The sequence below is a fragment of the Nocardia sp. NPDC050717 genome (assembly GCF_040654275.1).
Lineage (GTDB): Bacteria > Actinomycetota > Actinomycetes > Mycobacteriales > Mycobacteriaceae > Nocardia.
Window position 1 is genome coordinate 164,804 of the sequence record NZ_JBFAHR010000010.1, and the last position, 26,001, is coordinate 190,804.

The following is a 26,001-nucleotide window of genomic DNA, read 5'->3' on the forward strand; positions in this document are numbered from 1 at the left end:
GTGGCACAGGGCGGCTCAGTGCTGTGGTTTCCAGGTGGAGACCGCCCAGATGATCACCACGCTGAGGGCGATGATGATGAACGACCAGGCGGGATAGTAGGGCAGGGACAGGAAGTTCGCGACGATCACGAGCCCGGCGACGGCGAGCGCGCTGTATCGGCCCCAGGTGGCGCCGATGGCGAGGCCGACGCCGACGATCAGCGCCAGTACGCCGAGGACGACATGAATCCATCCCCAGGTCGTCGTGTCGAACTCGTACACGTAGTCGACCCCGGCGACGTATATTTCGTCTTCCAGTAATGCGGAAATACCCTGCAGGACCGAGACGGCCGCCAAGATGAGCAGCATGCACGCGGCGGTGATGGAAATTCCCTCCGCCACCGCTTGTCGTTGGAACGGTTCTGCTTCGGGTGGCGCGCGATGCGCCGACGAGGTATTGCTGGTCATGTTCCACTCCTCGCGATATTGAGGCCACCGGCCCGTCGCGAAAGGGACCGCCGAAGAATTCGGCCGACGCTCCGAGGGGACGAAGTCGGCGAGCTCGACGACATCGATCGAAGAACGTCCCGATTTTACCGAAACAGTTTCCGCCGAACAAGGAATGGGGACGGGCTTCGGGTTCAGGTCGTCGGCGAGGGCGCCGCCGTCGGCCGGCGTGGCAGCAGGCCGGTGCCGAACAGTGCCAGCACCGCGATCAGGGCGGTCACCGCGAACGCCACCTGCAGCGCCTCGAGGCGGGCGTCGGCGTTGACGGACCGGACGGCCTCGGCCGTGGCGTCGTCGACCCCGGCGTTGTCGAGGGCGTCGGCGAGCTGCCGGTCCGACAGGAACGGCACGCCCGCGGCCAGCTCTGTGGAGGCCTGTTGCTGCACGGCGACCGGCACCGCGGGGTTCTGCTCGATCCCGGTGACGACCGAAGTGGTCAGCGTGGCGATGAGGACCGACCCGATCAGCGCGGTCCCCAACGAGGCGCCGAGCTGGGTGGCGGTGTTCTGGATCCCGCCGACTTCGGAGCTGTGCGAATCGGGCACGGCCGAGACGGTGACCGCACCGAGCTGGGAGGCCAGCGCACCCAGTCCCAACCCCATCAACAGCATCGGGATCGACACCACCGCCGCGTCGGCGCCGGGATCCATCCCCGCCGCGAGCATCAGCACCCCGACGATGATCACGCCCCATCCCAGCCGCACCACCCGGCGCGGGTCGGCCTGCGGACGGAACTTGGGAATACCGGCGGCGGCCAGCACCAGCGCGACCGACAGCGGCACGATGCGCACCCCGGTCTCGACCGCGCTGAGGTCGAGGACCACCGACAGGAACAGCGGCACGGTGAAGAACACTCCGGCCTGCACGGCGAACTGCGCGAAGAACATCGTCGACCCGCCCACGAGCTGACGGTTCCGCAACAGCGCCGGGTCGACGAGCGGATCCCGGCCGCGGTCCACCAGGTACCCCTGTCTGCGCAGAAACAGATACAGCGTGAACAGTCCGCCCAGCAGCAGCCAGATGACCGCCGACAACCCGAACAACACAGGTGCGCCGGATTCCGGGCGCACCCATCCCCATTCGCTCGACCGCAGCACACCGAACACGATCGCGCCGAGCCCGACGGCCGACAGGACCGAGCCGAGCAGGTCGAGCCGGATCCGCTCGGCGGGTGCGTCCTCGATGCGGCGCAGCACCAGCAGAATCGCGATCACGATGATCACTTCGCCGAAGAACACATAGCGCCAGGACGCGAACGTCGTCACCGCGCCACCGAGCAACGGCCCGACCGCGACCGCCATCGCGCCCGCCGCCGCGACCATCCCGTAGGCCGCCGCCCGCCGCTCCGCGGGAAAGTTGCCCGCGACCAGGGAGACGATCGCGGGCATGATCAGTGCCGCGCCGAGACCCTCCAGCAGCGACCAGCCCACCAGCAGGATGGCGAGATTCGGCGCCAGGCCGGTGACGAACGAGCCGAGGCCGTAGATCACCAGCCCGATGCCGAACACCCGGCGCCTGCCGACGATGGCACCCACCTTGCCGCCGGTGATCATCAGCGAGGCCATGACCAGGGTGTAGAGCGTGATCGCGGTCTGGATGCCGGTGATCGTGGTGTCGAGGTCGTCGGCGACGGTGGCCATCGACACATTCATGACCGAACTGTCCAGGGTCATCAGGAACTGGCCCGCCGCGAGGACGAGCAGGACGAACGACCGGGATGTCACCGGGGGCGCCGACATCCGCTCCTCCTCTGCTCAGTGGGTCAGGGCGATCTTGACCGCCACGACCGTGGTGGCAGCGCAGCCGAGCAGGACCGCGCCGATCAGTGTCGATCGATCGGGGCTTCGGCCCTGCAGCCGCCGGATCACGAACACGATGCCCGCGATGCGCACGAGCATCACGACCTCCGCCAGGATCTGCGCGGTGCGTGGTTGCAGCCAGCCGAAGGCCGCGGCCGCGAGAATCGCGCACGGCAGCACCGCGGACGTGAGAATGGGCAGCGAATCGCGCAGATTCGCCCAGCGCGGCGCGGCCGGCACGGCCCCACCCTGGCGCACCGATTGCCCGACACTCTCGGCGAACGCGTGTGCGACGAACGTGGAGACGGCGGTCCCGAGGACGATCAGGATGCCGACGTGCTCGACCGACGGCGCGACCGGGATCAGGGCGGCCAGGATCAGCACGTTCCCGTAGATGTAGGCGCTGATGCGGCTGGCCGCGTTCCGCTGGTCGAGGGGGACGCGGGAGAACAGGGGCCTGTGCAGGAGCTCGTGGGGGGTGCCGTCCATCTGTCCTCACCGTGTTCGTCGGGCACTACCGGTCGCACGTCGGAAAGGTTCGCTCCCTGTGTACTGTATTCGGTTCCCCACGTCCGCGAGGATGTTCGACAGCGGTGCCGCGGCGAGGTGGCGACGGCGACGTTTCGACCACGCGACGAATATGTCGCGGGTGAATATCGCGGGCTCGGCGCGGTCGTCGAAAATGCGGCAGGCCGGCATTTGATCAGTGGAAGTTCCCGTCGCGGACAGCGCTGACCGCGTCGGGTCGATCCGCTCCGACAAGGCTCTCACCTGCTGAAACGGTGCTCTGATGGTCGGTGAAACGAACGCGCGCGAGATCCGGCTGGAAATGTTCCAGCCCGTCGAGATCACCTCGTGATCGTTCGTGGCGAGTTGCTATGGTGGGCAAGCGAATCGTACATACGAATGTTAGGAAGCTTGATGGGAAGCACTGTCCTCGACATCATGGCCCTGGTTCTCAACCGCGCCGCCGAGTTCTGGAACTGGATGGCGACCGGCTCGTCGGGATTCCCGCCGCTGTGACCGTCTGAGTTCTGCCCCGCGAAACCCCCGGAAGCCCTCGGCGCCGGGGGTTTTCGCTGTCACGACGGCGAAGGCCGGTTGTGTCGTACCCCGGCGCTACCGTTGGCGCACAGCCCATATCGAGGAGGGTGACGATGACCGACAGTGTGGACGGTGTCCGTGAACGAGCGCGGCGGCCGGAGGATCTGAGCCGCCTGGTGGTCGAGCGGCTGAACGCCGGTGATGTGGAGGGGCTGGTGGAGCTCTACGAGTCCGAGGCGGTCCTGGCCTTGCCCGATGGCGTGGTGGCGACCGGGATCGAGGAGATCCGGGCGGCCTACACCCGGCTCGTCGCCGATCGTCCGGTGTTCCAGCCGGGCGCGCAAGCCCCGGCGCTGCGCGCGGGCGACCTCGCGATGACCTCCACGCGGCTGCCGGGTGGGATCGGCGCCACCGTCGAAGTGGCGCGCAGGCAACCCGACGGGAGCTGGCGCTGGATCCTGGACCAGCCGAACGTGCTGGGCTGAGGCGAACGGTGGGCCCGGTCGGAAACCGCCGCCGCCCAGGGGGTTTCGTGGATCAGTTCGGGGTCAGGCCGGAGTTCAGCACGACGACCACCTTCTGGTCGGTCACCTCGGTGACCCGCACATCGGTGCCGTTGGACTCCTGAGACTGGCCCACCGGCACCGTGACGTTCTGCCCGCCGATCTTCAGCGTCACCATGTCACCGTCGACGGCCACGAGTTCGGCGTCGATCCCGAGCACCGAGGCCTTCGCGTTCACGCCGCGGTCGAAGGTCACGGTGCACCCGCTGACCGTGCACTCGGAGGAGTAGCCGTCACCCGACATGGAACAGGCGGTGGCGGCGAAGGGCAGCAGGAGGGCGAACGCGGAGAGCGTGATCAGCCGACGAACAGGCATGACGCCAGTGTAGTGGGGATCGAAGCTGCAACGGATCGGTCTCGTCGTGTTGCGGGCGGCCGGAGCGGGTAATACCGTCGCTGACAGGTAACTGACATCGCAGCATGGGTGCCGATCGTGTCCGGTCGCGTCGGGGTGAACTGGTCGAAGCTGTCGATGGTGGGCAGCCTCGCCGGTCAACCGGATGTTCGCTGGGGGCGTTGGGCGTGGATCGGGAGGTGGGCACGATGATCGCGGGCGAGATGACTGTTGCCAGCCGCTGGTGGTGGCGGCCGGGGTGGACGGCGGGACGATCCTTCTACGACTGGCAGGTCACCCCGACCCAGCCGGTCGCCGACAAGCTGGTGGAGATCTTCGCACCCACCCTGTCCCGGCTGCCCGGGCTCGAACCGGTCGACGCGGCCCGCCTGCGCGTCGGCGTGCAGGGCGTCGGCTTCGTCGACGGGGTCAAGGGTGTGCACCTGGCGGCACTGGTCGCGGGGTCACGGAGCCGGCTGGCCGCGCACGCGCCGTTCCAGGTGACGTTCGGCCCGCCCGTGATCGCCGCCGACTCGATCCGATTACCGATCACCGCGCCCGCGCCGTTGCTCGCCGTCCGCGAACAGCTGACCGAGGCGCTCACCGACGTGTGGATTCGCGAACGCGTCCCGGAATTCGGTGAGCCGTTGAAGCCCTACCTGGCCCTGGCCCACGTGCGCGACCCCGCACCGGTCGACGAGATGCGGGCGGCGTTCGCCGCGGACGGTTTCGACGACTTCGCCCTCGACGACACGGTCGCGGCCCTCACCCTGGCAGAATTGCAGTGCGAGAACGGACGATACGACTTCGCCGAAGTGAGCCGCGCCGACCTGCTCCGGGTGCCGGAGCCGGTCGTGGAGCGCACGGTGTACGACGATCCGCTGTTCGGTGAGCTGCGGTGGCCGGAGGACGTCCTCAAGGGTTGAGCCGGGGCGGCGGTGCGCCGTGCGGCAGCCGCGGGCCCACCGCGAGCCGGGCGCCCGCGGTCCGGCCCTGGCCCCAGCCGAGCTTCTCGCGGTATCGGCCGATCTGCTCGGTCGGCAGCGTGGCCGTCGGTGCGAGCGGTGTGGCATCGGGGGCGACGTAGAGCGCGTCCGTCGGGCAGTAGGCCTCGCACATGAAGCAGGTCTGGCAATCGGATTGCCGTGCGATAACCGGGATTCCGGTGTCGGTGCGGTCGAAGACGTTGGTGGGGCAGGCCACCACGCACTTGTCGCAGCCGATGCAGTCCTGTGCGCGCAGCAGTTCGATCACGGCGCCACCGCCAGACCGGAATTGCGGGCATCGGCGGTGCCGATCCACGGTGCGTCGAGTCCGCCGGCGACCACATGGTGATGCTGCGCCGGGTCGGTGCCCGGATGATCGGCGCGTTTGCTCATGCCGCGAGTCTCGGTGCGCGACAACGTCGATCGATACATGAGCCGGCCCACTGCGGTGATCGCCGCGGCCTGCCTGGCCCGCACCCGCTCGTCGCCGGTCGCACCGCCCAACTCCTGCGCCGCCGCGCTCCAGAGCTCGTCCAATCGGGCCAGCGCGGGCCGCAGCCGATCGCCGTGGCGCAGATAGTTCTTCTCGAACGGGATCAGCTCCTGCTGCGCGGCCGTCACCACTTCGGTAGCGGTCAGTGATCCGGAACCGCTGGGTCGCAACCCGACTCGGCCCGCACCCGCGACCTCACCGCCGCGCGAGGCGGAGCGGGCATAGCGCGCGGCGCCCGCTCCCGCCCAGCTGCCGGACGACATCGCCCACGCCGCATTGTGACTGCCGCCGCCGGTGAAGCCGCCGCAGATGCGCTCCCTGGTCGCCGCGTCGCCTGCCGCGAACAAACCGGGCACCGTGGTGGCGCAGTCGTCGTCGACCACATCGAGGCCGCCGGTGCCACGCACGGTGCCCTCGGCGAGCAGGTCGATCTCGAAACGCCGGCTGAACGGGTCGATGCCGCGCCGGTCGAACTGGAGGAAGAAGTTCGGCTGACCCAGGCGCATCTGCGCCTGCACGGTCGCGTCGGCGCGATCGAGCTGAGCGAACACCCTCTCCTGCAGCAGGGTTCGCGCGATCACCGACCGGCCCTTGGTGGAGCCCGCGTCCTCCAGGACCCGTCCGTCCTCGCCGAAGAAGGTGGCGTAGCCGTAGTACGCGGTCTTGGTGATCGTCGAGCCCTTCGGCACGATCGCGTAGGCGTTGGAGAATTCCATCCCCGAGAACCTGGCGCCCACCTCGGCGGCCATCAGCGCGCCGTCGCCGGTGTCGACATTGGTGCCGAGCGCCCCCGACAGGAACGCGCAGCCACCGGAGGCCAGCACCACCGCGCCCGCGGTGATCCGGTAGTCGCGGTCGAGCTGACGCTGATGACCCGCGGCACCGCGCACCGCGCCCGCATCGTCGACGAGCAGTTCCAGCGCGGGGGAGTGATCGTGGATCCGGACGCCGATCCGCTGGAGCCAGGCGCGCATCCGGCGCATGTACTCGGGCCCCTGCACACCGGTGCGCAGCTGCTCGCCCGTCGCCGGGTCGACGGGGAACGGATAGCGGCCTTCGACGGCGAGCCGGCCCATGTTCGTGTAGGTCTGGTCGAGGACGCGGTCCATCCAGTAGTGGTCGGCGAGGTGGCCGCCCAGTGCTTCGCGGGACGCCTTGGCCGACGCGCGCGCCTCGGCTTCCGGCGCGACGTACCAGACGCCGGTGCCCGAGGGCGCCGTGGCGCCACTGGTTCCGCAGTACCCCTTGTCGACCAGGGTCACCTCCGCGCCTGCCTCCCGGGCGTGAATCGCTGCCCACGTGGCGGCCGGTCCGCCGCCGATCACCAGGACGTCGGTGCTCGCGTGCCAGGTTTCGCTCATCGAATCGTTCTCCTGTCGGGAACCGGTGCCCGGCCCGGAAGGCCGGGCACCGGAAGGGTTGTCAGGCGCCGGTGAATTTCGCGCCGGCCACCGAGCTGGACGCCACACCGTCGACGCCGACCGGGATGTCGCCTTCGAGGGTGGTGCGGTAGAGCACCCGGGTGACGTCGAGATGGTCGAGGTCGCTCGGGGCCAGGTGGGCGGTGGCGCGGTTGTCCCAGAACGCGATGCTGCCCTTCGCCCACCGGAATCGGACGGTGTAGGCGGGGTGCGAGATCTCGTCGAACAGCAGCTGCAGCAGGGCGTCGCTCTGCGGCGGGGTCAGGCCGATGATCCGGGTGGTGAAGCCGGGATTGACGAACAGCACCCGCTCACCGGTCACCGGATGCACGCGCACCACCGGGTGCTCGGTCACCAGCGGCGATGCCGCGACCTTGCGGGCGTAGTCGCTGTCGGCCTCCCAGGGCGGAATCCGGCCGCCGAAGCGGTGCTCGGCGCGGAGTCCGTCGAGGAAGGTGCGCAGCGATTCCGGCAGACCGGCGTAGGCGGCGGCCAGGTTGGTCCACTGCGTGTCGCCGCCCTGTTCCGGGGCGATCTCGGCGCGCAGGATCGACGCCGCGGGCGGGTTGATCAGCGGCGAGACATCGGTGTGCCACTGGTTGGTGTAGCTGAACTTCTTACGCCCGAACCGCTTCTCGTAGAGGCGGCTGTCGACGGCGAGGATCTCCGGGTGCTCGGTGGGCGCGTCGTCGTCGTAGGGGTGCGAGGGGGTGACGGCGCCGAAGCGACGCGAGAACGCGATCTGCTCGGCGTGACCGATGTGCTGATCGCGGAAGAACAGCACCTTGTGCCGGTGCAGTGCCGCGGTGAGCTCGGCGACGGTGGCGTCGGTCAGGTCCTCGCGCAGGTCGATGCCGGTGACCTCGGCGCCGATGTGCCCGGCGACCGGGGTGATCTCCAGTGCGGTGGCGGTGCGGGGGCTTTCGATGGTGGTCATGTCGTTGGTCCTTCGGGGAGCAGGCGGGAGGTGGGTGGTCGTCGGCCTGGACAGGAGCTGCTCACCACCCGCATGAGCGCGATGTCGAGTCGCCGGGTGCGCATCAGGCGCTCACCCGTGCCTCGCGCGGGGCGAACTGGCTTTCGACGGGATCGAGCCCGTAGTGACCGCGCAGCGTGGTGGATTCGTAGTCGGCGCGGAACAGGCCGCGTTCCTGCAGGATCGGCACCACCCGGTCGACGAAGTCCTCGAGGCCGCCGGGCAGGTACGGCGGCATGATGTTGAAGCCGTCGGCCGCGCCCGCCTCGAACCAGGTCTGCAGCTCGTCCGCCACCTGCTCCGGCGTTCCGGCGAAGGTTCGGTGCCCACGGCCACCGCCCAGCTTGCCGATGAGCTGACGCACCGTGAGATCCTCGGATTCGGCCAGCTCCTTGACGAGCGTGAAACGGCTCTTGCCGCCCTGTATCTCGCTCTCGGCGGGCAACGAAGGCAGCGGTGCGTCCAGGGCGTGCGCGGTGAGGTCGACGCCGAGCATGGACGAGAGCTGACGCAGTGCGTAGTCGGGCGAGATCAGGTCGGTGAACTCCTGCTCGAGCGCCTTCGCCTCCTCGACGGTGTCGGCGATGAACGGGACGAGTCCGGGCAGCACCTTGAGTTCGTGCTCGGCGCGACCGTACTTGGCCAGCCGGGATTTGAGATCGCGGTAGAACCGGACGCCTTCCTCGACCGTGCGCTGCGCGGTGAACACGGCTTCGGCACGGTGCGCGGCGAACTCCTTGCCGGACTCCGAGGATCCGGCCTGCACCAGCAGCGGCCTGCCCTGCGGACCGCGCGGCGAATTGAGCGGGCCGCGCACCCGGAACCGCTCCCCGGCGTAGTCGAGGGTGTGCACGCGGGTGGGGTCGGCGAAGACGCCCGCCTCGGTGTCGAGCACGATCGCCTCGGATTCCCAGCTGTCCCACAGCGCGACGGCCACGTCGACGAATTCCTCGGCCCGCTCGTAACGGCGGGCGTGTTCGGGGATTGCGTCGAGGCCGAAGTTGTAGGCCTCGTCGACATTGCCGGAGGTGACGATGTTCCACCCGGCCCTGCCCGCGCTGATGTGATCGAGCGAGGCGAACTTGCGGGCCAGGTTGAACGGCTCGTTGTAGCTGGTGGAGGCGGTGGCGATCAGACCGATCCGCTCGGTGGCGGTGGCGATCGCCGACAGCAGCGTCACCGGCTCGAACACCGCGAGGGTGTTGCGTTCGATGCGCGGGCCGACGGCGAGGGTGTCGGCGAAGAACACCGAGTCGAGCTTGCCCCGCTCGGCGATGCGGGCCAGGTTCTGGAAGTGCCGGACGTCGAGCACTCGGTGCGCGTCGGTGCGCGGGTGGCGCCAGGCGGCCTCGTGGTGGCCGACACCCATCAGGAAGGCGTTGAGATGGAAGGTCTTGCGGGACATGGTCGATCTCCTGGTCAGGCGTCGGTCGGTGCGGTGCGCCAGCGCGACAGGCGGCGTTCCAGTGCGACGAGGGCGAAGTTGAAACCGAGGCCGATCAGCGAGATGGCCACGATGCCCGCGTACATCTGCGGGATCTGGAAGTTCTGCTGGGCGGCGGTGATGAGGTAGCCGAGACCGGCGCGGGCGCCGACCATCTCGGCGGCGATGAGCACCAGGATCGAGCCGGCCGCCGCCATCCTGATCCCGGTGAAGATCGACGGGATCGCGGCGGGCAGGATCACCTTCTGGAACAGCCGCAGCGGCGAGAATCCCAGCGAGACCGCGGATTTCACGAGCAGCGGGTCGACGGTGCGGACCCCGGTGATGGTGTTGAGCAGGATGGGGAAGAAGGTGGCGTAGCCGATCAGGGCGATCTTCGACGTCTCGCCGATCCCGAGGATCAGGACGAACACCGGCAGCAGCGCCAGGGCGGCGGTGTTGCGGAACAGCTCGAGGACCGGATTCAGGAAATCCGACACCGGCTTGTACCAGGCGATGGCGATGCCCACCGGCACCGCGATGACCAGGGCGATGGAGAAGCCGGTGACCGACCGGGTGAGGCTGGCCGACACATGTTCGCCCAGTTGCCCGTTCGCGGCGAGCTCGGCGAAGGCCTGTATCACCACCGAGAACGGGGGCAGGAACACCTCGTCGACCAGGCCGAGCCGCGGCGCGAGTTCCCACGCGCCGAGCAGCAGCACGAAGGCGAGCAGGGGTTTGGTGACGCGCGCCAGGGTGGTCGCACCCGTGCGCGCGGCGCGCACGAGTCCGGCGGGGAGCGCGGGCCTGTGGATCGCGACGGCACGTGGCGCGGCCGGTTCGACGGTGACCTCGCCCGGGCGGACGAGCAGGGGGACGGCGCTAGACATGGGTGAGGCTCCTGTCGGTGGACGCGTCCGCGGTGGGGGCGCTGTCGTCGGTGGCGAGCTCGAGCCGCTGGGCCCGGCTCACTTCGCTCTGCAGTTCGGTCCAGATGCGGTGGCGGTAGTCGCGGAACTGTTCGCTGGAGCGGACGTCGATGTCACCGGTGCGGTCGATGTCGATGTCGATCACGGCCTTGACCCGGCCCGGCCGGGAGGTGAGCACCGCGACACGCTGACCGAGATACACGGCTTCGTCGATGCCGTGGGTGATGAACAGGATGGTCTTGCCGGTCGTGCGCCAGATGCGCAGCAGTTCGTCCTGCAGCGACTCCCTGGTCTGGGCGTCGAGCGCCGCGAACGGCTCGTCCATCAGCAAGACCTCGGGGTCGAAAGCCAAGCTGCGGGCGATGGCGACGCGTTGCTTCATGCCGCCGGACAGCTCGTGCGGGTAGCGGTCGCCGAACCCGGCCAGGCCGACCAGTTCCAGGTAGTGGTCCGCGATCTGCTTGCGTTCCCTGCGGGCGACGCCCTTGGCCTCGAGCCCGAACTGGATGTTGGCGCGGGCGGTGCGCCACGGCAGCAGCGCGTACTGCTGGAACACCACACCGCGGTCGAGACCGGGGCCGGTGATCGGTGCGCCGTCGAGCAGGATCTGCCCCGAACTCGGCGTGCTCAGGCCGCCGAGCAGGTCCAGCAGGGTGGACTTGCCGGAACCACTCGGACCGACCAGGACGAGGAACTCGCCCGCGCCGACCTCGATCGTGATGTCGTCGATCGCGGTGAACTTCTCGGCCGCGCCGCGGACGGCGAACTGTTTGCCCACGCCGCGCAGCGCGAGTTTGGCTGTGGCGTTACTCATTTCGCGGCCACCACCTCTCCGGTCGGGCCACTGGCCGGCTGATAGGTGCCGTTGGCGTAGGGGTTGTCCTTGTTGGTGAACAGATCGGTGGCGGTGATCTTGCCCTTGGGCAGTTCGCCGTTGCGCTCGAGCCAGTCGATCCAGATCTGGATCTCCTTGTCCGCGATCACCGCACCCGGGACCGGAATGCCGGAGCTGCGCCAGTAGTCGAGCAGTTTGAGGTTCTCGTTGCGGCCGCGCTTGGTGATGATGTCGGTGAACTTCGCGATCACCTCGTCACGCGGCGTGATCTGCAGCCAGCGGGTCGCGCGGGCCGTGCCCTGCACGAAATCCTTCACCGCCTCGGGGTTCTGCTCGATGAAGTCCTTGCGGAAAACATAGGTGCCGTAGTCGAATTCACCGAAGATGGCGGTGTCGGTGAACAACGGACGTACGCCACCACGGCCGACGGCCGTCTCGCGCCAGACACTGTTCAGCGCGCCGACATCGATCTGACCGCTGCGCAACGCCTCCTCGGTGTTGACCGGCGGCACCACGATCAGCTGAACCTGCTTGATCTCGGCCTCGGTCAGACCCTGCTGGTGCAGCCATTCGCGGGTGACGAACTCGTGGTGCGCGCCGAGCGTGTTGACCCCGACCTTCTTGCCGATCAGATCGCGGGCGCTGGTGATCCCGGAATCCTCACGGACGAAATAGCCGGTGAAGGACTTGGCGTCGGAGCCGTAGGAACTCAGCACGGCTTTGACCGGGGCGCCGCCGGCGGCGAGCTTGACCACCGCGCCGTTGAACGCGCTGCCGAATTCGATCTGCTTGGTGGCGGCGGCCTGGATATTGGCCGGTCCGCTGGTGGTGTCGCCTTCCCATTTCAGGCTGATCTCGCTGAAATAGCCGAGATGATCGGCGAGTTCGTAGGGGGTGACGAGGCCGGTCTGGCCCTGATAGCGCAGGACGGTCTTGCCGTCGGCGGTGGTGGGCGCCTCGGCGGCGCCGCACGCGGTGACCACCGCGAGGGCGGCGGGGGCGACGAGCGCGGCGGCGAGCGCACGCAGCGGACGTCGTCGGAAGAAGGTGGACAACATGATTCGGGGTTCTTTCGACGGCACGCGTCATCGCGCGGCGAGCCACAGGGGCGCACGCCGCGACGATCCGCGCGAACGGATATCCGGGGGAGAGAGAAGGTGGCGACGGACGGTGCCGCCGCGTCGTCAGCGGCGACAGAATCCGGGCGACAGGCGCATGAGGTCCACCGTGCGGCGGCGGACGAGCGCGGGGGATTCGATCATGTCGGGACTCTCGTGACAGGTGCGGCGGAGGCTACGCCGCATCGAATTCCATAGTGCGCCCACCGATATCGGCGGAGCAACGGCGTTTTCGCATCGTGGAAATCATGGTGCGCCGAATCCCGCACCAGCGGCGGCGGTGTGGAAGTACGGGCCGATCCGCACGGCGATCTGATGCATCGCGGGCACGACCGCCCGCACCAGTTCCCGGTCGAGCCGGACCGCGCGCGCCTGGACGCCGAGCGCGCCCCAGACCTGGCGGTCGGGCCCGAGCACGGGGACGGCGATCGCGCGGATCGGCTCGTCGGCCTCGATCTCCTCGACCGCGAACCCGCGTCGGCGCACCGCGTCGAAGAGTTCGCCGTTGCCACGCTCGGTCGTGGTGGCGGTGTGCGCGAGCAGTGCGTGCCCGACGGCACTGGCCTCGAGCGGCCTGCGCTCCTGGGGAATCTGGTTGTGGCAGAAGAACACCGGTGGGCGAGCCTGGAACACGGTGAGCGCCTCGCGGGCATCGGGGACGCTGAGGCTGACGGTGATCTTGATGCCCGCGGCGAGCGCGTAGAGGTGCGGCGCGGCGGAGTCGAGACCGAGGCGTGACAGGGCGGGGCGGGCCAGGCAGGCCAGGCCGTGCCCGATCCGGTAGCGGTCGGTCGCCGGGTCCTGTTCGAGCAGCCTGCCCCGTACGAGCGCCTGCGCGAGACGGAAGGTGGTGCTCACGGGGAGTCCTGAGCGCTGTGCCAGCTCGCTCAGGGAGAGCTCCGGATCGCCGCCGTGGAAGCAGTTGAGCACGTGCACCGCGCGGTCGACGGCCTGCGCGCCGGAACGCGGCGGTTCGGTGGTGGTCATGGCGGCCTCCTCGGGACGAAGTGCCGTGAACTATGGTCACCGCGGGACGCGGGCACAATCCTTCCGCGCAGCGGTAGCGGAATTCGCGGCCGCCGTGCTGATTCAGGACCGCGTGGGCGGCGCGGGCCAGGTGGAGGCGCCGAGCTCCCGGGAGATCGTGCGGGCGGTGGTGCGGACGGCGTCGACGGTGGCCTCCGGCGCCGGCCACTCGGTGGTCGGCAACACCACGCCGACCGCGCCGACGGCGGCGCCCGCCCGATCGAAAACCGTCCCCGCGACGCAGGATTCGCCGAGGACCGCCTCGTCGCACTCGTAGGCGATCCCGGTCGAGGCGACCTCGCGGAGCTGGTCGGCGAGGAGAGCGGGATCGGTGACGGTGGCGCCGGTCATGCTGCGCAGCGGGTCTGCGGCGGGTTCGAGGTGGGCGAGGACGGCCTTGCCGAGGGCGCTGGCGTGCGCGGGGATCTCGATGCCGACCTCCGGCATCTGCCTGCTGCCGTCGGGGCGCGGCTCGTGGTGGATGATCACGATGTCCTCGCCGAGGAGCACCCCGACCCGCACCGCGAGGCCGGTCTGCTTGGCCAGCTCGTGTGCCCAGGTCAGGGCTCGGGCGCGCAGGTCGAGCGTGTCGAGGTAGACGTTGCCCAGCCGCAGCACCGCGGGGCCGAGCTGATAGCGGCCGCCGCCGTGTTCCTGGACCACCATGCCGTGCGCGGTGAGCGTGCGGACGATGCCGTGCGCCGTGGTGGCGGGCAGCCCGAGCTCGGCGGCCAGCTCCGACAACGTCATCCGCCGGGAGCCCTGCAGGGCGAACAGGATGCGGACGGCTCGATCGACCGACTGGATCACGTTGCGCCCTTTCGAGGAATCACCGGCGGGGTCTTGTGACCCACGCAACATCAACGTACTCTACGAATTCAATTCGACATTGTCGAATCTGATTCGTAAACACTCGGGAGATCCCCATGGATGGTCTGCGCATCCCGCAACAGCTCGCCGCCGAAGTCCTCGGCACGGCGTTCCTCGTCTTCATCGGTGTCGGCTCGGTGCCCGCCACCCTCATCGTCAACGGGGACGCGCCCTTCACGATGGCCGACCTCGGCGTCGTCTCGCTGGCCTTCGGCACCGTCGTCGTCGCCACCGTCTACGCGTTCGGTCACGTCTCGGGCAACCACATCAATCCGGCGGTCACGCTGGCACTGGCGCTGTCGGGGCAGTTCCCGTGGCGCCGCGTCCCCGCGTATCTCGCCGCCCAACTGGTGGGCGCGGTGCTCGGCGCGCTCGCGATCGTCGGGGTGCTCGGACGACGGGCCAGCGAGGTCGGCTTGGGGGTCGCGGCCTACGCCGACGGGGTGGGCGCCGGGCAGGCCTTCGTCGCGGAGTTCGTCGGCACGTTCATCCTGGTGCTGACCGTGCTGCTGGTGATCCAGCGGGCCGCGCCGGCCGGATTCGCCGGGATCGCGATCGGACTCGTCGTGTTCGCCGCGATCGTGCCCGTCGCCCCGGCCACCGGCGCGTCCATCAATCCCGCGCGCACCCTGGGGCCCATGCTGGTGCAGCAGCTCTGGGGCGGTGCCGTCGACTGGAGCCAGGCCCCGGTCTATCTCGCCGCCGAATTCTGTGCGGGCGCCGCCGCCGCGCTGGTGGTGCGCGCGCTCACCCGCACCGAGACCGTCCGTGTCACCGCCGACACGACCGCCTGAGGAGAAGGCAGATGAAGAAACTGATCAACGATCCGGCCACGGTGATCCACGACGCGCTGTCGGGCCTGGCCGCCGCGCATCCCGAACTGCGCGTCGACCTGGACAACCGCCTGGTGTTCCGCGCCGAACCGGCCCGCCAGGGCAAGGTGGCGCTGCTCTCCGGCGGTGGGTCCGGGCACGAGCCGCTGCACAGCGGGTTCGTGGGCCGGGGCATGCTCGATGTCGCCTGTGCCGGTGAGGTGTTCACCTCGCCCGTGCCGGATCAGATCCTGGCCGCCACCGCCGCGGCCGACACCGGCGCCGGGGTGCTGCACGTGGTGAAGAACTACACCGGTGACGTGATGAACTTCGAGATGGCCGCCGAGTTGGCGGCCGCCGAGACCGGCACCGAGGTGGTCTCGGTGATCGTCGACGACGACGTCGCGGTGCGCGACAGCACCTACACCGCGGGCAGGCGCGGGGTCGGTGGCACCGTGCTGGTCGAGAAGATCGCCGGCGCCGCGGCCGAGCAGGGCCGCGCGCTGGCCGACGTGGCCGCGGTCGCCCGCGCGGTGAACGAGCGCACCAGGAGCATGGGCATGGCGCTCACCTCGTGCACCGTGCCCGCGGCGGGGAAACCCACCTTCGAGCTCGGTGCCGGTGAGATGGAGATCGGGATCGGCATCCACGGCGAGCCCGGCAGGCACCGCGCACCGCTGGCCCCCGCGAAAGAGGTGGCCGCCATGCTGGTCGAGCCCATCCTGGCGGACCGGCCGGTGGGCAAGGGTGGCCCGGTGATCTGCTTCGTGAACGGGATGGGTGGGACACCGCTGCTGGAGCTGTACATCGTGTACGGCGAGGTCGCACGGATCCTCGCCGCGCACGGGATCGAGATCGTCCGCTCGCTGGTCGGGCCGTACATCACCTCGCTGGAGATGGCGGGCTGCTCGGTGACGCTGACCGAGGTGGACGACGAACTGCTGACACTGTGGGACGCGCCGGTGCGCACGCCCGCCCTGCGCTGGGGAGCCTGACCATGACGACCATCGACGCGAACCAGTGGCTGCGCGCCTTCGCCGCCCTGATCGACGAGCACACCGACGAACTCACCGCCCTCGACGCTGCGATCGGCGACGCCGACCACGGCAGCAATATGCAGCGTGGCACCGCCGCTGTCGTCGCGGCACTGGACGACGAACCGCAGGCGGGAGCGGGCGCGGTGCTCAAACAAGCCGGAATGACGTTGATCCGCAGTGTCGGCGGTGCGAGCGGACCGCTCTACGGCACCTTCTTCCTGCGCGCCGCCACCGCGACGGGGGAGGGCGAGCTCGACGGGCCCACCTTCGCGGCGGCCTTCCGCGCCGGACTCGACGGGGTGGTGGCCCGCGGCAAGGCCGAATCGGGCGACAAGACCCTGTTCGACGCGCTCGCCCCGGCCGCCGACGCCCTCGACGCGCGCCTGGCCGCGGGCGACGACCTCGCCCCGGCCCTCGACGCCGCCGCGGCCGCAGCCGCCGCGGGTCGCGACGCCACCATTCCGCTCGTCGCCCGCAAGGGCCGCGCCTCCTATCTCGGCGAACGCAGTGCGGGACACCAGGATCCGGGCGCGACGAGCGCCACCCTGCTCGTCCGGGCGGCCGGGCAGGCACTGCGATGATCGGCATCGTCGCGGTGTCGCACAGCCACGCGCTCGCCACCGCCGCGCTCGCCCTGGCGGGGGAGATGCTGCACGACAGTCCCGTCCGCGTCGAGTTGGCCGCCGGCCTCGACGAGCACACATTCGGTACCGACGCCGTCGCGGTGTCCGAGGCGATCGCCGCGGCCGACAGCGGTGACGGGGTACTGGTCCTGATGGACATGGGCAGCGCCGTCCTCTCCGCCGAACTCGCCCTCGACCTGCTCGCCGAGGAACACCGGGTGCGCTTGTGCGCGGCGCCGTTCGTCGAAGGGCTGATCGCCGCCGCGGTGTCGGCGGCCGGGGGTGCCGACCTGGACGAGGTTGCTCTGGAGGCGTCGAACGCGTTGGTGGGCAAGAAGGTTCACCTGGGCGAGGACGCTGCCGACCTCGGCGGAGAGGCGACGGCTGCTGGCCGGGTCCACGGGGGGAACGTCGCCGGACTCCCGGCACGGGGCGAGTTCGTGCTGGCGAATCCCCATGGGCTGCACGCCCGTCCGGCTGCGAAGGTGGTCGGTGCGGTGCGTGGACTCGACAGCGTTGTCGTCCTGCGCAACCTCGACACGGGAGTTGGCCCTGTTCCCGCGAACAGTCTGAGTCGCCTCGCGGCCCTCGGTGCGCTGACAGGCCACCGCGTGGAGGTGACGGCGACCGGGCCCGACGCGCCGACGGCGGTGGAGCGCGTGCTGGCGCTCGCCGCAACGGATTTCGGTGAATCAGCGGTCGCCGACCCGGTGACGGAATCCGGCCGAGCAGGCGGGACGGCATCCGGCCGAGCTGGCGCGACGGCACCCGGCCGAGCTGGCGCGACCGCATCCGGCCGAGCTGGCGCGACCGCATCCGGCCGAGCTGGCGCGACGGCGAATCACCTCGGCACGCGGCACGGCGAGCCCGCGACGCCGACGGCGGCTTCGGACGTTCCTGCCGGGAGCGGGGCCCGCCTCTCCGAGGACATCGCGGCGGCGCTCCCCGGCGAGAACGTGGTGCCCGAGACGGTCGGTGCGGGCCGCATCAGCGGTACGGCCGTGGCGTCGACCGGTGTCGTGCGGTCCACGGACGGCACTTGCGCGGCGCGACGTGCAGGCGCACTACCCGCGTCGCCGGGTATCGGGGTGGGGGCGTGCTGGCACCTCGCGGCGGCGCGATTCGATGTCGCGGACCTCGACGATCCCGGGCGCGCGCCGACGGCGACAGGCGAGCACAGCAGGCTCGCCGATGCCGTCGCACGAGTGCGGGGCGAGCTGGACACGCTCCGCGCGGGAGCCGGGGCCGAAGGGGACATCTTCGAGGCCCACCAGCTGCTGCTCGACGACCCCGCGGTGCTCGACACCGTGCGGGCGAGGATCACCGCGGGCGACGGCGCGGCGGCGGCGTGGGCCGAGGTGCTCGACAAGGGGGCGGCGGACCTCGAACGACTGCCCGACGCGTATCAGCGGGCCAGGGCGGCGGATCTGTGCGCCGTCCGCGACCAGGTGCTCGCTGCCCTGCTCGGCCGATCGACACGTCTCCTCAGCCGGGAAGGGGTGCTCGTCGCGCCGGATCTGACACCCGCCGAAGCCGCCGCGCTCGATCCCGGCCTCGTCACCGGGGTCGTCCTGGCGCACGGCAGCCCCACCGCGCACAGCACCATTCTGCTTCGCGCGCACGGCATTCCGGCGGTTGTCGGAGCGGGACAACCGGTCCTGGAGATCCCAGCGGGCACCACGGTCGCCCTCGACGGGCAGACGGGCGCACTGGCCGTCGACCCCGCGCCGGAGGTACTGGCGGAGTTCGCCGATCGCGCCGCGGCGCAACGGCGACAGCGGGCGGCCGCCCTGGCCGAGGCCGACAAGCCCGCCGTCACCCGCGACGGTGTCACCGTGCACGTCGCGGCCAATGTCGGCGAGCTCGCCGACGCGGCGACCGCGATGCGCCACGGTGCCGATCTCGCGGGCCTGGTCCGCACGGAATTCCTGTTCCTCGACCGTGCCGACGCGCCGTCGATCGACGAGCAGGAACAGGCCTACCGGGAGCTGGCCGAGGCCTTCGCCGGGCGCCCCTTGATCCTGCGCACCCTCGATGTCGGCGGTGACAAGCCGCTGCCCTACATCCCGCGTCCCGCCGAGGCGAATCCCTTCCTCGGTGTGCGGGGCATCCGGCTGGCGCTGGCCCGGCCGGAACTGCTGCGCGACCAGCTGACCGCCATCGGCCGGGTGGCCGCCGACCATCCCGTCGGCGTCATGTTCCCGATGGTGACGACATCGGCCGAGCTCGAACAGGCCCGCGCGATCCTCGCCGAGGTGGTGCCGTCGCGGGTCCGGCTCGAGATCGGCATCATGGTCGAGGTCCCCGCGGTTGCCGCCAAGACCGCCGCCTTCGCCGACCACGTGGACTTCCTGAGCATCGGTACCAACGATCTCACCCAGTACGCCATGGCGGCCGAGCGCGGCAACGAGGCCCTGGGCTCGCTCGCCGACCCCCTCGACCCCGGCGTCCTGCACCTGATCGACACCGTCTGCCGGGGCGCCGCGGGCCGCGCGCGCGTCGCGGTGTGTGGTGAGGCGGCGGCCGACGCCGCCGCCGCGCCGATCCTGTTCGGCCTGGGTGTCCAGGAGCTGAGTGTGGCGCCCCCGGCGGTGCCGGGAGTGAAGGCGGCGGTGCGGCAATGGGATTCGCGAGAATGTCGTGATCTCGCCCAGCGCGCCCTGCGCTGTGTCTCCGCCGAGGAGGTCAGGGCACTGACGACGTGAGCGTCATCGCTCCGGTTCCGGCGGCGGGGCCGCGACGGCCCCGCTCAGCCGGATCACCCCCGCGTCGAGGTCGACGGCCAGTGCCGGCTCGTGGTCCTGACCGTCGCTGTCCCCGCTGCCCTCGTTCTGCAGCTTCTTTCCCGGAAACATTTCGCCCATGATGCCCACGACTCCACGATAGCGAGCCGCGGGCGCGCGGGTTCCTACTCGAGTTCGCCGATGTTGCCGATGACGCGGTTGAGCTTGGCGCGACCGTCGGACAGGTTGTAGGTGACGCAGGCGATGGCGAGTTCGCCGGCCGCGATCTTCTCGGCGACGATGGTCGAACGCTGGGACAGCAGCAGACCGGTCTCGGCCACATGGCGGGCCTCGAGGTCGTCGACGGAGTCGAGCCCCTCCGCGCGGCCGAGCAGAATCGACGGGGAGACACGCTCGACGACGCTGCGAATGAAGCCGCCGGGAACGGCGCCGGAATCCAGCGCGTCGATGGTCGCGCGGACCGCGCCACAGCTGTCGTGGCCGAGGACGACGATCAGCGGAACGCCGAGCACCGCGACGCCGTATTCGATCGAGCCGAGCACCGATTCGTCGACGACGTGACCGGCCGTGCGCACGACGAACATGTCGCCGAGGCCGCGGTCGAAGATGATCTCGGCGGCGACCCGGGAGTCCCCGCACCCGAACAGAATCGCCGAGGGATGCTGCCCGGCGGTGAGCTGGGCACGGTCGGCCGCACCCTGGTTGGGATGCTGCAGTCGGCCTCCGACGAAGCGATCGTTTCCTTCGCGCAGGGTCTTCCAGGCGGTGACGGGGCTGGTATGCGGCATATGTCCGTTCTAACATGCGCCCGCGGAATGCGTCGACCGGCCCGGTGCACGGCCGCGGCGCGAGCGGCCGCCACGGCGTCGACAGCGGTGGCCGTGGGCTCCGAGCCGTTGACGTGTTCGCTTACCTCGGGGTCAGGATCTGACCGGAATGTGCGTACTTTCGCCCGGCCTGTCTCGCTGCCACTCTCACAAGGGAATTCGCTGCGGCGAACAGGTGAAAGGACTGCGATCGTGCGTGCTCGTGATTTCGGTGTGCTGGTGTTGCCGGACGCTTCGGCTCCCGCTGTGCTGGAGCGTTTCCGGCGGGTCGAGGAATTCGGATTCGATCAGGTGTTCCTGCCCGACCACATCGCCAACGTCTTCGCGACGGAACCGGCATGGCTGGACGGCGCGACGCTGGCGGCCGCGGCGGCGGTGGCCACCGAGCGGATTCGGATCGGCACGCTGGTGAGCAACCCCGTCCTGCGCCCGCCCGCGCTGCTCGCCAAGGAGGCGCTCACGCTCGATCACCTGTCGGGTGGGCGGTTCGAGCTGGGCATCGGCGCCGGGATCGTGGCCGCCGACCACCACGCCACCGGAACCGAGCCGTGGTCGGTGCGGGAACGGGTCGCCAGGTTCGCCGAATACGTCCGTGTCCTGGACGAGATTCTGTCGGCAGACGGGGAGCCGTACACCTTCGAGGGCCGGTGGTACAGCGTCCGCGACCTCGCCACCGGGCCCGCTGCCGTGCGGCGGCCTCGTCCACCGATCGTGATCGGCGGCCAGGCGCCGTCCATTCTGCGCGTCGCCGCGCAACGGGCGGACGTGTGGAACACCAACGGCAAGCCGGAGCTGAGCCTGGACGAGAACATCGCGCTCGTCGCACGGCAGAATCGGGAACTGGACGAGCTGTGCGACGGATACGGTCGCGATCCGCGCGCGCTGCGCCGTTCGGCACTGCTGTGGGCGACCACCGATCCGCTCACCGGGCCGGCGGGGCTGGAAGAACTCGTCGAACGGCTCAGCGGCGCGGGGATCGAGGATTTCGTTCTCGGCTGGCCCGAACCGGCACAGGCCGACCGGTTCGAGACGCTGGTCCGCGAGGTGATCCCGAAGCTGCGCTGACACAGGGCCGCCGGATGCCCGCGGTCTCCGGCGGAATCCGGTGACCACGGGCTTCCGCCCAGCACACAGCCGACGGCGGCGCCGCCGAGGCCACCGACCAGCGTGCCGATCGCGGCGCCGAGCGAGATGGTGCTCGTCATTCGCGACCAGGCCGCCTGGTCCCTCTACCAGAACCGTGGCGTCAGACCCCAGTCGGCGAACTCAGCGGACAGGAGGTCCTGCAGGGCCGCACGGGTGGGGAAGCGGTCGGGGTCGCCGCCGGTGACGACCAGGGTGACCGTCGTGTCGTCGCAGGAGAACGCGAGGTTGACGCCGACTTCCACCTGGCGGAACAGCTCGACGGGTCCGGGGTTGACCACCGGGCGCATGATCACGTCGCGGGCCCGGTGCCCGCCGAGATCGGCGATGTTCTGGGCGGTGCGACCCATGTTGGTGCACAGACATTCCGGGGCCTTGGCGGTGCGGGCGAACCGGTGCAGCACCGCCCTGGGCAGCAGCATCTGCACCGGTTGCAGATGCTGGATCGGGGGGATCGTCGCGGGATCGCGGTAGGCCAGCCCGGCCGCCTTGAGCGCCGCGCGGATCGCGGGCAGGTCGGCGCACCTGCCGGCACGGTAGGTGACCGCGATCGGCAGACCGGTGGTGGCGTTGGCGCGGGGATCGTCGGCGACCCGCATCGAGTGCGGGATGTCGACACGCACCTCGGCGCCGTCGGCGACGCGCCCACTGCGCCCGAGCAGGCCGACCGCCACGCCGATCAACAGGCCGTTGGTGGTGCCGCCGTGGGCCGCGGCGACCGCATCCCAGTCGGCGAGATCGAGCTGCACGATCGTCTCCGCCGCCTGCCAGGTCTCGGCGTGCGGCAGGCGCGGCTCGGCGGGCCGGGGATTGCGGGCCGGCTCGCTGACACCTCGTGCCCGGCGCGCGGCGCGCACCCCGCGCGCCACCGCGCCCAGCTGTGCCCGCGCGTCGGCGAGGTCCGCGGCGAAGCGACCGGCGCCTGCCACGGGGCCGACGAGCCGTCCCGCGCTGGCCCGGCGGTCCGGTGCCTCGCCGCGATTGAGCCGGTCGAGGGAATCGACGATCGCGTGCATCATGCCGCCGCCGTCACAGACGACGTGGGAGGCGACCAGGGTGACGACGGTGCCACCGGAAGCGGTGTGCGCGCCGGCCAGCTGCCACACCAGCCCGCGCTCCGGATCGAATTCCACGGCGGCCCTGGCCAGGAACCAGGACAGGACGTCCTCGTCGGCCAGCGGGTTCTCCGACCAGATCAGCGGCATCGACTCGGTCGACGGTTCCCAGTGGGCGCGAGCGATCGGGAACCGCGTGGTCCGGACCCGGCGGGCGATGAAACCGGTGGCCAGATGTTCGTGCCAGCGTCGCAGCAGGTCGGGGTCGAGCCGTTCGTCGAAGCGGTAGGCCAGCTGGTTCACCAGGGCGTTGGGGTAGAGGCTGTGCAGCTTGAAGAACAGGTCGTCGTCGGCGGTGATCCGGTTGAGTGCGGTCGGCGCGGCCGCGACGGCGGGGGAGGTGACGGTCATCGGGGACTCCTCATCGGGAACGGAGGGTGCGCACGGTGAGCGGCGCGAAGACGGCGACCACGAGCAGCGAGGCCACCAGCGACCAGCAGGCGTCCGCGCCGACGGCGCCGTCGGCGGCCAGCGTGCGCACGGCCGAGACCAGGTAGGACACCGGATTCAGGTCGGAGACGTGCCGCATCCAGGTGGGCATCGATTGCTCGGGGACCAGGGCGTTGGAAGCGAATCCGAGGAAGGTGAGCACGAGCATGCACATGCCCTGCACGGCGGCGGGCCGGGCGACGGTGGCGCCGATGAACGCGAACAGCCAGCTGATCGCCGTCGTCGCGAACACCACCAGGACCGCGCCGGCGAGGAAGCCCGCGGGGTGCTCGGGCCGGTACCCCATGCAGAAGCCGACGATCACCACGGTCGTGGCGGCGATCAGGTAGCGCACCGTGCCCGCCAGCAATGCCCCGGCAACCGGCGCCGAGCGGGCGATCGGCATGGCCACGAACCGGTCGAACACCCCCGAGTGGATGTCCTCGGACAGCTGCACGCCCGTGGCCACCGAGGAGGTGAGCACGATCTGCACGAGCACCCCGGGGATCATGAGCGGCAGGTACGCCGCCAGGCTGCCCGCGATCGCGGTGCCGAAGATGCTGCCGAACAGCACGGGCCCGACGATGGGCAGCAGGAGCGCGTCGTAGAGCAGCTGAGGACTGTGCCGGAAGGTGAGCAGCCCGCGCCACGCCATCATCAGCGAATGTCGCAGTGCCGCACCGGGACCGACCCGGGTGACGCGGGGCGCGCGGACCACGCGCGGCGCGGGGGCGGTCTCGCGGAGCGTGGTCATCGCGCACCCGCCTCGGCCGTGCCTGCGGCGTGCCCGGTCAGGGACAGGAACACCTCGTTGAGATCGGGCCGGTCGATCGCGAAGCCGCGCAGCGTGATGTCGGCGGCACGGCAGGCGGTCACGATGTCGGCGCCGAGGGCGACATCGCGCAGGGCCACGGTCAACGTCCCGGTCGACGAGCCGTCGGGGATGTCGCCGGTGAGATCCCGGATCAGGGTCTCGGCGCGGCGCAGGTCGGCGGTGTCGGGGATGTCCAGGCGCAGAACCTGGTCCCCGATGGAGGTCTTGAGCTCCGCGGCCGTCCCCTCCGCGACCAGCGTGCCGCGATCGATCACCGCGATCCGGTCGGCCAGGGCGTCGGCCTCCTCCAGGTACTGGGTCGTGAGCAGGACCGTCGCGCCGCGCTCCACCAGCCCGCGCACGATGCCCCACATGCGGTCACGGGTGTGGGGGTCCAGGCCGGTGGTCGGTTCGTCGAGGAAGATCAACGGCGGCACGGTGATCAGCGTCGCGGCCAGGTCGAGGCGGCGGCGCATCCCGCCGGAGAACGCCGAGACGCTGCGCCGCGCCACCGCGGTGAGCTCGAACTCCTCGAGCAGTTCGTCGCCGCGTCGCGCCGCCGCCCGCCGCGACAGCCCGAGCAGGCGGCCGAACAGGCGCAGATTCTCCCCGGCGGTGAGGGTTTCGTCGACGGAGGCGTACTGGCCGGTGAGCCCGATCATCGAGCGCACCGCGGTCGCGTCGCGCACCACGTCGAAGCCGAACACCTCGGCGCTGCCACGATCGGGGCGCAGCAGGGTGGCCAGCATCCGCACCGTGGTGGTCTTGCCCGCGCCGTTGGGGCCGAGCATCGCGAACACCGACCCCGCGTCGATGCTGAGATCGATCGCGCCGACGGCGGTGAAGTCGCCGTAGGACTTGCCGAGGCCGCGCGTGCGGACGGCGATCTCGGTACTCACTGCGGCCTCCCGGCATGGTCGAGAACGGGTGTCGGAAACGACACGGGGACAAGGGCTTCCACCTCGTCGGCGGCGCGGGCCACCCCGCCGGTGGGGAACCGGCGCGCGTAGGCGGCCGCGCGGTCGACGACCGCCGGATCGGCGACACGGTCCAGCAGGGTGTCCAGGGCCTCGGCGTCGAGGGCGGCGGCGCGGCGGGTGACGGCGAGCCCGAGCCGGGTCAGCGCCTGCCCCCAGTACGGCTGGTCGGCCTGCACCGAGCAGATGACCTGGGGGACACCGGCGCGCAGGGCCGCCGCGGTCGTCCCGGCCCCGCCGTGATGCACCGCGGCGACACAGCGGGGGAGCACCGTGGCGTGGTCGACCTGCTCGACGATGGCGACCTCGGCGCCGACTCCGGGTTCGATCCCGGCCCAGCCCGCCGCGAGCAGCAGGCGCCGGCCCCGCCGGGCGCACACGGTCCGCAGCATGCGCACCAGCTCGTCCGGGTCGTCGACGGTCATCGACCCGAAGCCGACATAGATCGGTGCCGGGCCCGCGTCCAGCCACGCGGTGAGCGTCGCCGCGGTGGGGCTGCTGAGGAAACCGTCGGCGTCCACGGCGAAGCCGGTGACCGGGTGGCGCGGTGGCAGTTCCGCGGCGAGGCCGGGAAACAGCTCGACGTCGTAGGCCTGGATCGACACCCGGGCGGGCAACGGATGCTCGACGACCCCGAACTCGGCCAGCGGCTGCGCGAGCGCGGTGTCACGCGCCCAGCGCAGCCCCGACCAGACCCGCCGATTGAGCCCGCCGGGGATCCGGCGACCCCAGTCCGCGGGGACCACCGGCACCGACCGGCTCGGGTGGATGGGAAAGAAGTGCACTGCCGCCAACGGCACCCCGACCCGCCGCGCCGCCTTCTCGGCCGCCTCCTCGCCCGCCATGCCCGTCACCAGGACGTCGTGACCGGGTGTCAGCGCGAGCAGATCCCGCACCGCCTCGGCCACGCCCCGCCGTTGCAGGTCCAGCACCGCGCGCAGGCGCTGTCGCGGGCTGGGGCTGCGGAATCGGCGATCGGCGTGCTGGGTGGCCAGCAGTTCGGCACTGTCACACCCGAATTCGACGGCGGCGACGCCGTGCTCACGGGCGAAGCCGACGAGATTGGGCGAGAGGGCGAGGGTGACCGCGTGCCCGCGCGCCCGGAGCTCGCGGGCCAGCAGGATGCCCGGTTGGGCATCCCCGCGGCTGCCGGTGAAGGCCAGCAGTGCGCGCATCG

26 protein-coding genes are annotated in these 26,001 nt (G+C 70.7%); 7 read left to right on the plus strand and 19 right to left on the minus strand.

Annotated elements, in window-relative coordinates; genetic code table 11:
• Window positions 1-15: 15 nt before the first annotated feature.
• From AB0H56_RS20945 to AB0H56_RS20955, 3 genes are all read right to left on the minus strand, one after another.
• Window positions 16-447 (minus strand): acetyltransferase, encoded by a 432-nt coding sequence (locus AB0H56_RS20945; protein ID WP_357165666.1) that lies wholly within the window; start codon window positions 445-447, stop codon window positions 16-18.
• Window positions 448-620: 173 nt separating this feature from the next.
• The gene (locus AB0H56_RS20950; RefSeq protein ID WP_357165669.1) at window positions 621-2,225 is read right to left on the minus strand and encodes an MFS transporter; all 1,605 of its coding nucleotides are present in this window, start codon (window positions 2,223-2,225) and stop codon (window positions 621-623) included.
• A gap of 15 nt (window positions 2,226-2,240) precedes the next feature.
• On the minus strand, window positions 2,241-2,774 hold the full coding sequence (locus AB0H56_RS20955; protein ID WP_357165672.1) for a hypothetical protein: 534 nt from the start codon (window positions 2,772-2,774) through the stop codon (window positions 2,241-2,243).
• Between the two features lie 668 nt (window positions 2,775-3,442).
• Here AB0H56_RS20955 and AB0H56_RS20960 point away from each other — a divergent pair.
• Entirely contained in the window at window positions 3,443-3,814 is a 372-nt protein-coding gene (locus AB0H56_RS20960) for a hypothetical protein (protein WP_357165675.1), read from the plus strand.
• A 52-nt stretch (window positions 3,815-3,866) separates the two neighbouring features.
• Here AB0H56_RS20960 and AB0H56_RS20965 read toward each other — a convergent pair whose 3' ends face one another.
• Complete coding sequence (locus tag AB0H56_RS20965; protein ID WP_357165678.1) at window positions 3,867-4,208, minus strand: hypothetical protein; 342 nt, start codon at window positions 4,206-4,208, stop codon at window positions 3,867-3,869.
• Window positions 4,209-4,426: 218 nt separating this feature from the next.
• Between AB0H56_RS20965 and AB0H56_RS20970 the strand changes: the two genes are divergently transcribed.
• Window positions 4,427-5,152 (plus strand): hypothetical protein, encoded by a 726-nt coding sequence (locus tag AB0H56_RS20970; RefSeq protein WP_357165681.1) that lies wholly within the window; start codon window positions 4,427-4,429, stop codon window positions 5,150-5,152.
• On the opposite strand, the gene AB0H56_RS20975 is transcribed toward AB0H56_RS20970, so the two are convergent.
• From AB0H56_RS20975 to AB0H56_RS21015, 9 genes are all read right to left on the minus strand, one after another.
• Complete coding sequence (locus AB0H56_RS20975; RefSeq protein ID WP_357165684.1) at window positions 5,142-5,480, minus strand: ferredoxin family protein; 339 nt, start codon at window positions 5,478-5,480, stop codon at window positions 5,142-5,144. The two genes, AB0H56_RS20970 and AB0H56_RS20975, sit on opposite strands and share 11 nt — an antisense overlap.
• Entirely contained in the window at window positions 5,477-7,066 is a 1,590-nt protein-coding gene (locus AB0H56_RS20980; protein WP_357165687.1) for an FAD-binding protein, read from the minus strand. Before AB0H56_RS20980 ends, AB0H56_RS20975 begins: the two co-directional genes overlap by 4 nt.
• A gap of 61 nt (window positions 7,067-7,127) precedes the next feature.
• A complete protein-coding gene (locus AB0H56_RS20985) occupies window positions 7,128-8,063 on the minus strand; it encodes a TauD/TfdA family dioxygenase (protein ID WP_357165690.1) in 936 nt (311 codons plus the stop codon).
• A 103-nt stretch (window positions 8,064-8,166) separates the two neighbouring features.
• Complete coding sequence (locus AB0H56_RS20990; RefSeq protein ID WP_357165693.1) at window positions 8,167-9,507, minus strand: LLM class flavin-dependent oxidoreductase; 1,341 nt, start codon at window positions 9,505-9,507, stop codon at window positions 8,167-8,169.
• 14 nt (window positions 9,508-9,521) lie between these two features.
• Window positions 9,522-10,415 carry an ABC transporter permease gene (locus AB0H56_RS20995; RefSeq protein ID WP_357165696.1) on the minus strand — a complete coding sequence of 298 codons (894 nt, stop codon included), beginning with the start codon at window positions 10,413-10,415 and terminating at the stop codon, window positions 9,522-9,524.
• Window positions 10,408-11,268, minus strand: coding sequence for an ABC transporter ATP-binding protein (locus tag AB0H56_RS21000; protein WP_357165698.1), 861 nt, complete (start codon window positions 11,266-11,268; stop codon window positions 10,408-10,410). The genes AB0H56_RS20995 and AB0H56_RS21000 overlap by 8 nt, the downstream gene beginning before the upstream one ends.
• Entirely contained in the window at window positions 11,265-12,347 is a 1,083-nt protein-coding gene (locus AB0H56_RS21005; protein WP_357165701.1) for an ABC transporter substrate-binding protein, read from the minus strand. Before AB0H56_RS21005 ends, AB0H56_RS21000 begins: the two co-directional genes overlap by 4 nt.
• A 306-nt stretch (window positions 12,348-12,653) precedes the next feature.
• The gene (locus tag AB0H56_RS21010; RefSeq protein WP_357165704.1) at window positions 12,654-13,394 is read right to left on the minus strand and encodes an IclR family transcriptional regulator; all 741 of its coding nucleotides are present in this window, start codon (window positions 13,392-13,394) and stop codon (window positions 12,654-12,656) included.
• A 102-nt stretch (window positions 13,395-13,496) separates the two neighbouring features.
• Complete coding sequence (locus AB0H56_RS21015) at window positions 13,497-14,294, minus strand: IclR family transcriptional regulator (protein ID WP_357165707.1); 798 nt, start codon at window positions 14,292-14,294, stop codon at window positions 13,497-13,499.
• A gap of 65 nt (window positions 14,295-14,359) precedes the next feature.
• On the opposite strand from AB0H56_RS21015, the gene AB0H56_RS21020 reads away from it, so the two are divergent.
• Genes AB0H56_RS21020 through ptsP form a run of 4 tightly spaced genes read left to right on the plus strand, consistent with a single transcriptional unit; the run spans window position 14,360 to window position 19,480 of the window.
• A complete protein-coding gene (locus AB0H56_RS21020; RefSeq protein ID WP_357165710.1) occupies window positions 14,360-15,097 on the plus strand; it encodes an aquaporin in 738 nt (245 codons plus the stop codon).
• 11 nt (window positions 15,098-15,108) lie between these two features.
• Window positions 15,109-16,110, plus strand: a complete 1,002-nt coding sequence (gene dhaK, locus AB0H56_RS21025; protein ID WP_357165713.1) for a dihydroxyacetone kinase subunit DhaK — start codon at window positions 15,109-15,111, stop codon at window positions 16,108-16,110.
• Between the two features lie 2 nt (window positions 16,111-16,112).
• Window positions 16,113-16,733: a dihydroxyacetone kinase subunit DhaL gene (dhaL, locus tag AB0H56_RS21030; RefSeq protein ID WP_357165716.1), complete on the plus strand. Its 621-nt coding sequence runs from the start codon at window positions 16,113-16,115 to the stop codon at window positions 16,731-16,733.
• Window positions 16,730-19,480: a phosphoenolpyruvate--protein phosphotransferase gene (ptsP, locus tag AB0H56_RS21035; RefSeq protein WP_357165719.1), complete on the plus strand. Its 2,751-nt coding sequence runs from the start codon at window positions 16,730-16,732 to the stop codon at window positions 19,478-19,480. The genes dhaL and ptsP overlap by 4 nt, the downstream gene beginning before the upstream one ends.
• Window positions 19,481-19,483: 3 nt before the next feature.
• Here the strand turns inward: ptsP and AB0H56_RS21040 are convergent, their stop codons facing one another.
• Window positions 19,484-19,630: a hypothetical protein gene (locus AB0H56_RS21040; protein ID WP_357165722.1), complete on the minus strand. Its 147-nt coding sequence runs from the start codon at window positions 19,628-19,630 to the stop codon at window positions 19,484-19,486.
• A gap of 53 nt (window positions 19,631-19,683) precedes the next feature.
• Window positions 19,684-20,307, minus strand: coding sequence for a carbonic anhydrase (locus AB0H56_RS21045; protein ID WP_357165725.1), 624 nt, complete (start codon window positions 20,305-20,307; stop codon window positions 19,684-19,686).
• 231 nt (window positions 20,308-20,538) lie between these two features.
• Between AB0H56_RS21045 and AB0H56_RS21050 the strand changes: the two genes are divergently transcribed.
• Window positions 20,539-21,411 (plus strand): LLM class flavin-dependent oxidoreductase, encoded by an 873-nt coding sequence (locus tag AB0H56_RS21050; RefSeq protein WP_357166020.1) that lies wholly within the window; start codon window positions 20,539-20,541, stop codon window positions 21,409-21,411.
• 164 nt (window positions 21,412-21,575) lie between these two features.
• Here AB0H56_RS21050 and AB0H56_RS21055 read toward each other — a convergent pair whose 3' ends face one another.
• Genes AB0H56_RS21055 through AB0H56_RS21070 form a run of 4 tightly spaced genes read right to left on the minus strand, consistent with a single transcriptional unit; the run spans window position 21,576 to window position 25,999 of the window.
• On the minus strand, window positions 21,576-22,955 hold the full coding sequence (locus AB0H56_RS21055; protein WP_357166029.1) for a hypothetical protein: 1,380 nt from the start codon (window positions 22,953-22,955) through the stop codon (window positions 21,576-21,578).
• Between the two features lie 10 nt (window positions 22,956-22,965).
• A complete protein-coding gene (locus tag AB0H56_RS21060) occupies window positions 22,966-23,787 on the minus strand; it encodes an ABC transporter permease (protein WP_357165728.1) in 822 nt (273 codons plus the stop codon).
• Window positions 23,784-24,746: an ATP-binding cassette domain-containing protein gene (locus AB0H56_RS21065; RefSeq protein ID WP_357165731.1), complete on the minus strand. Its 963-nt coding sequence runs from the start codon at window positions 24,744-24,746 to the stop codon at window positions 23,784-23,786. Before AB0H56_RS21065 ends, AB0H56_RS21060 begins: the two co-directional genes overlap by 4 nt.
• Entirely contained in the window at window positions 24,743-25,999 is a 1,257-nt protein-coding gene (locus AB0H56_RS21070; RefSeq protein WP_357165734.1) for a nucleotide disphospho-sugar-binding domain-containing protein, read from the minus strand. The genes AB0H56_RS21065 and AB0H56_RS21070 overlap by 4 nt, the downstream gene beginning before the upstream one ends.
• Between the last annotated feature and the right edge of the window lie 2 nt (window positions 26,000-26,001).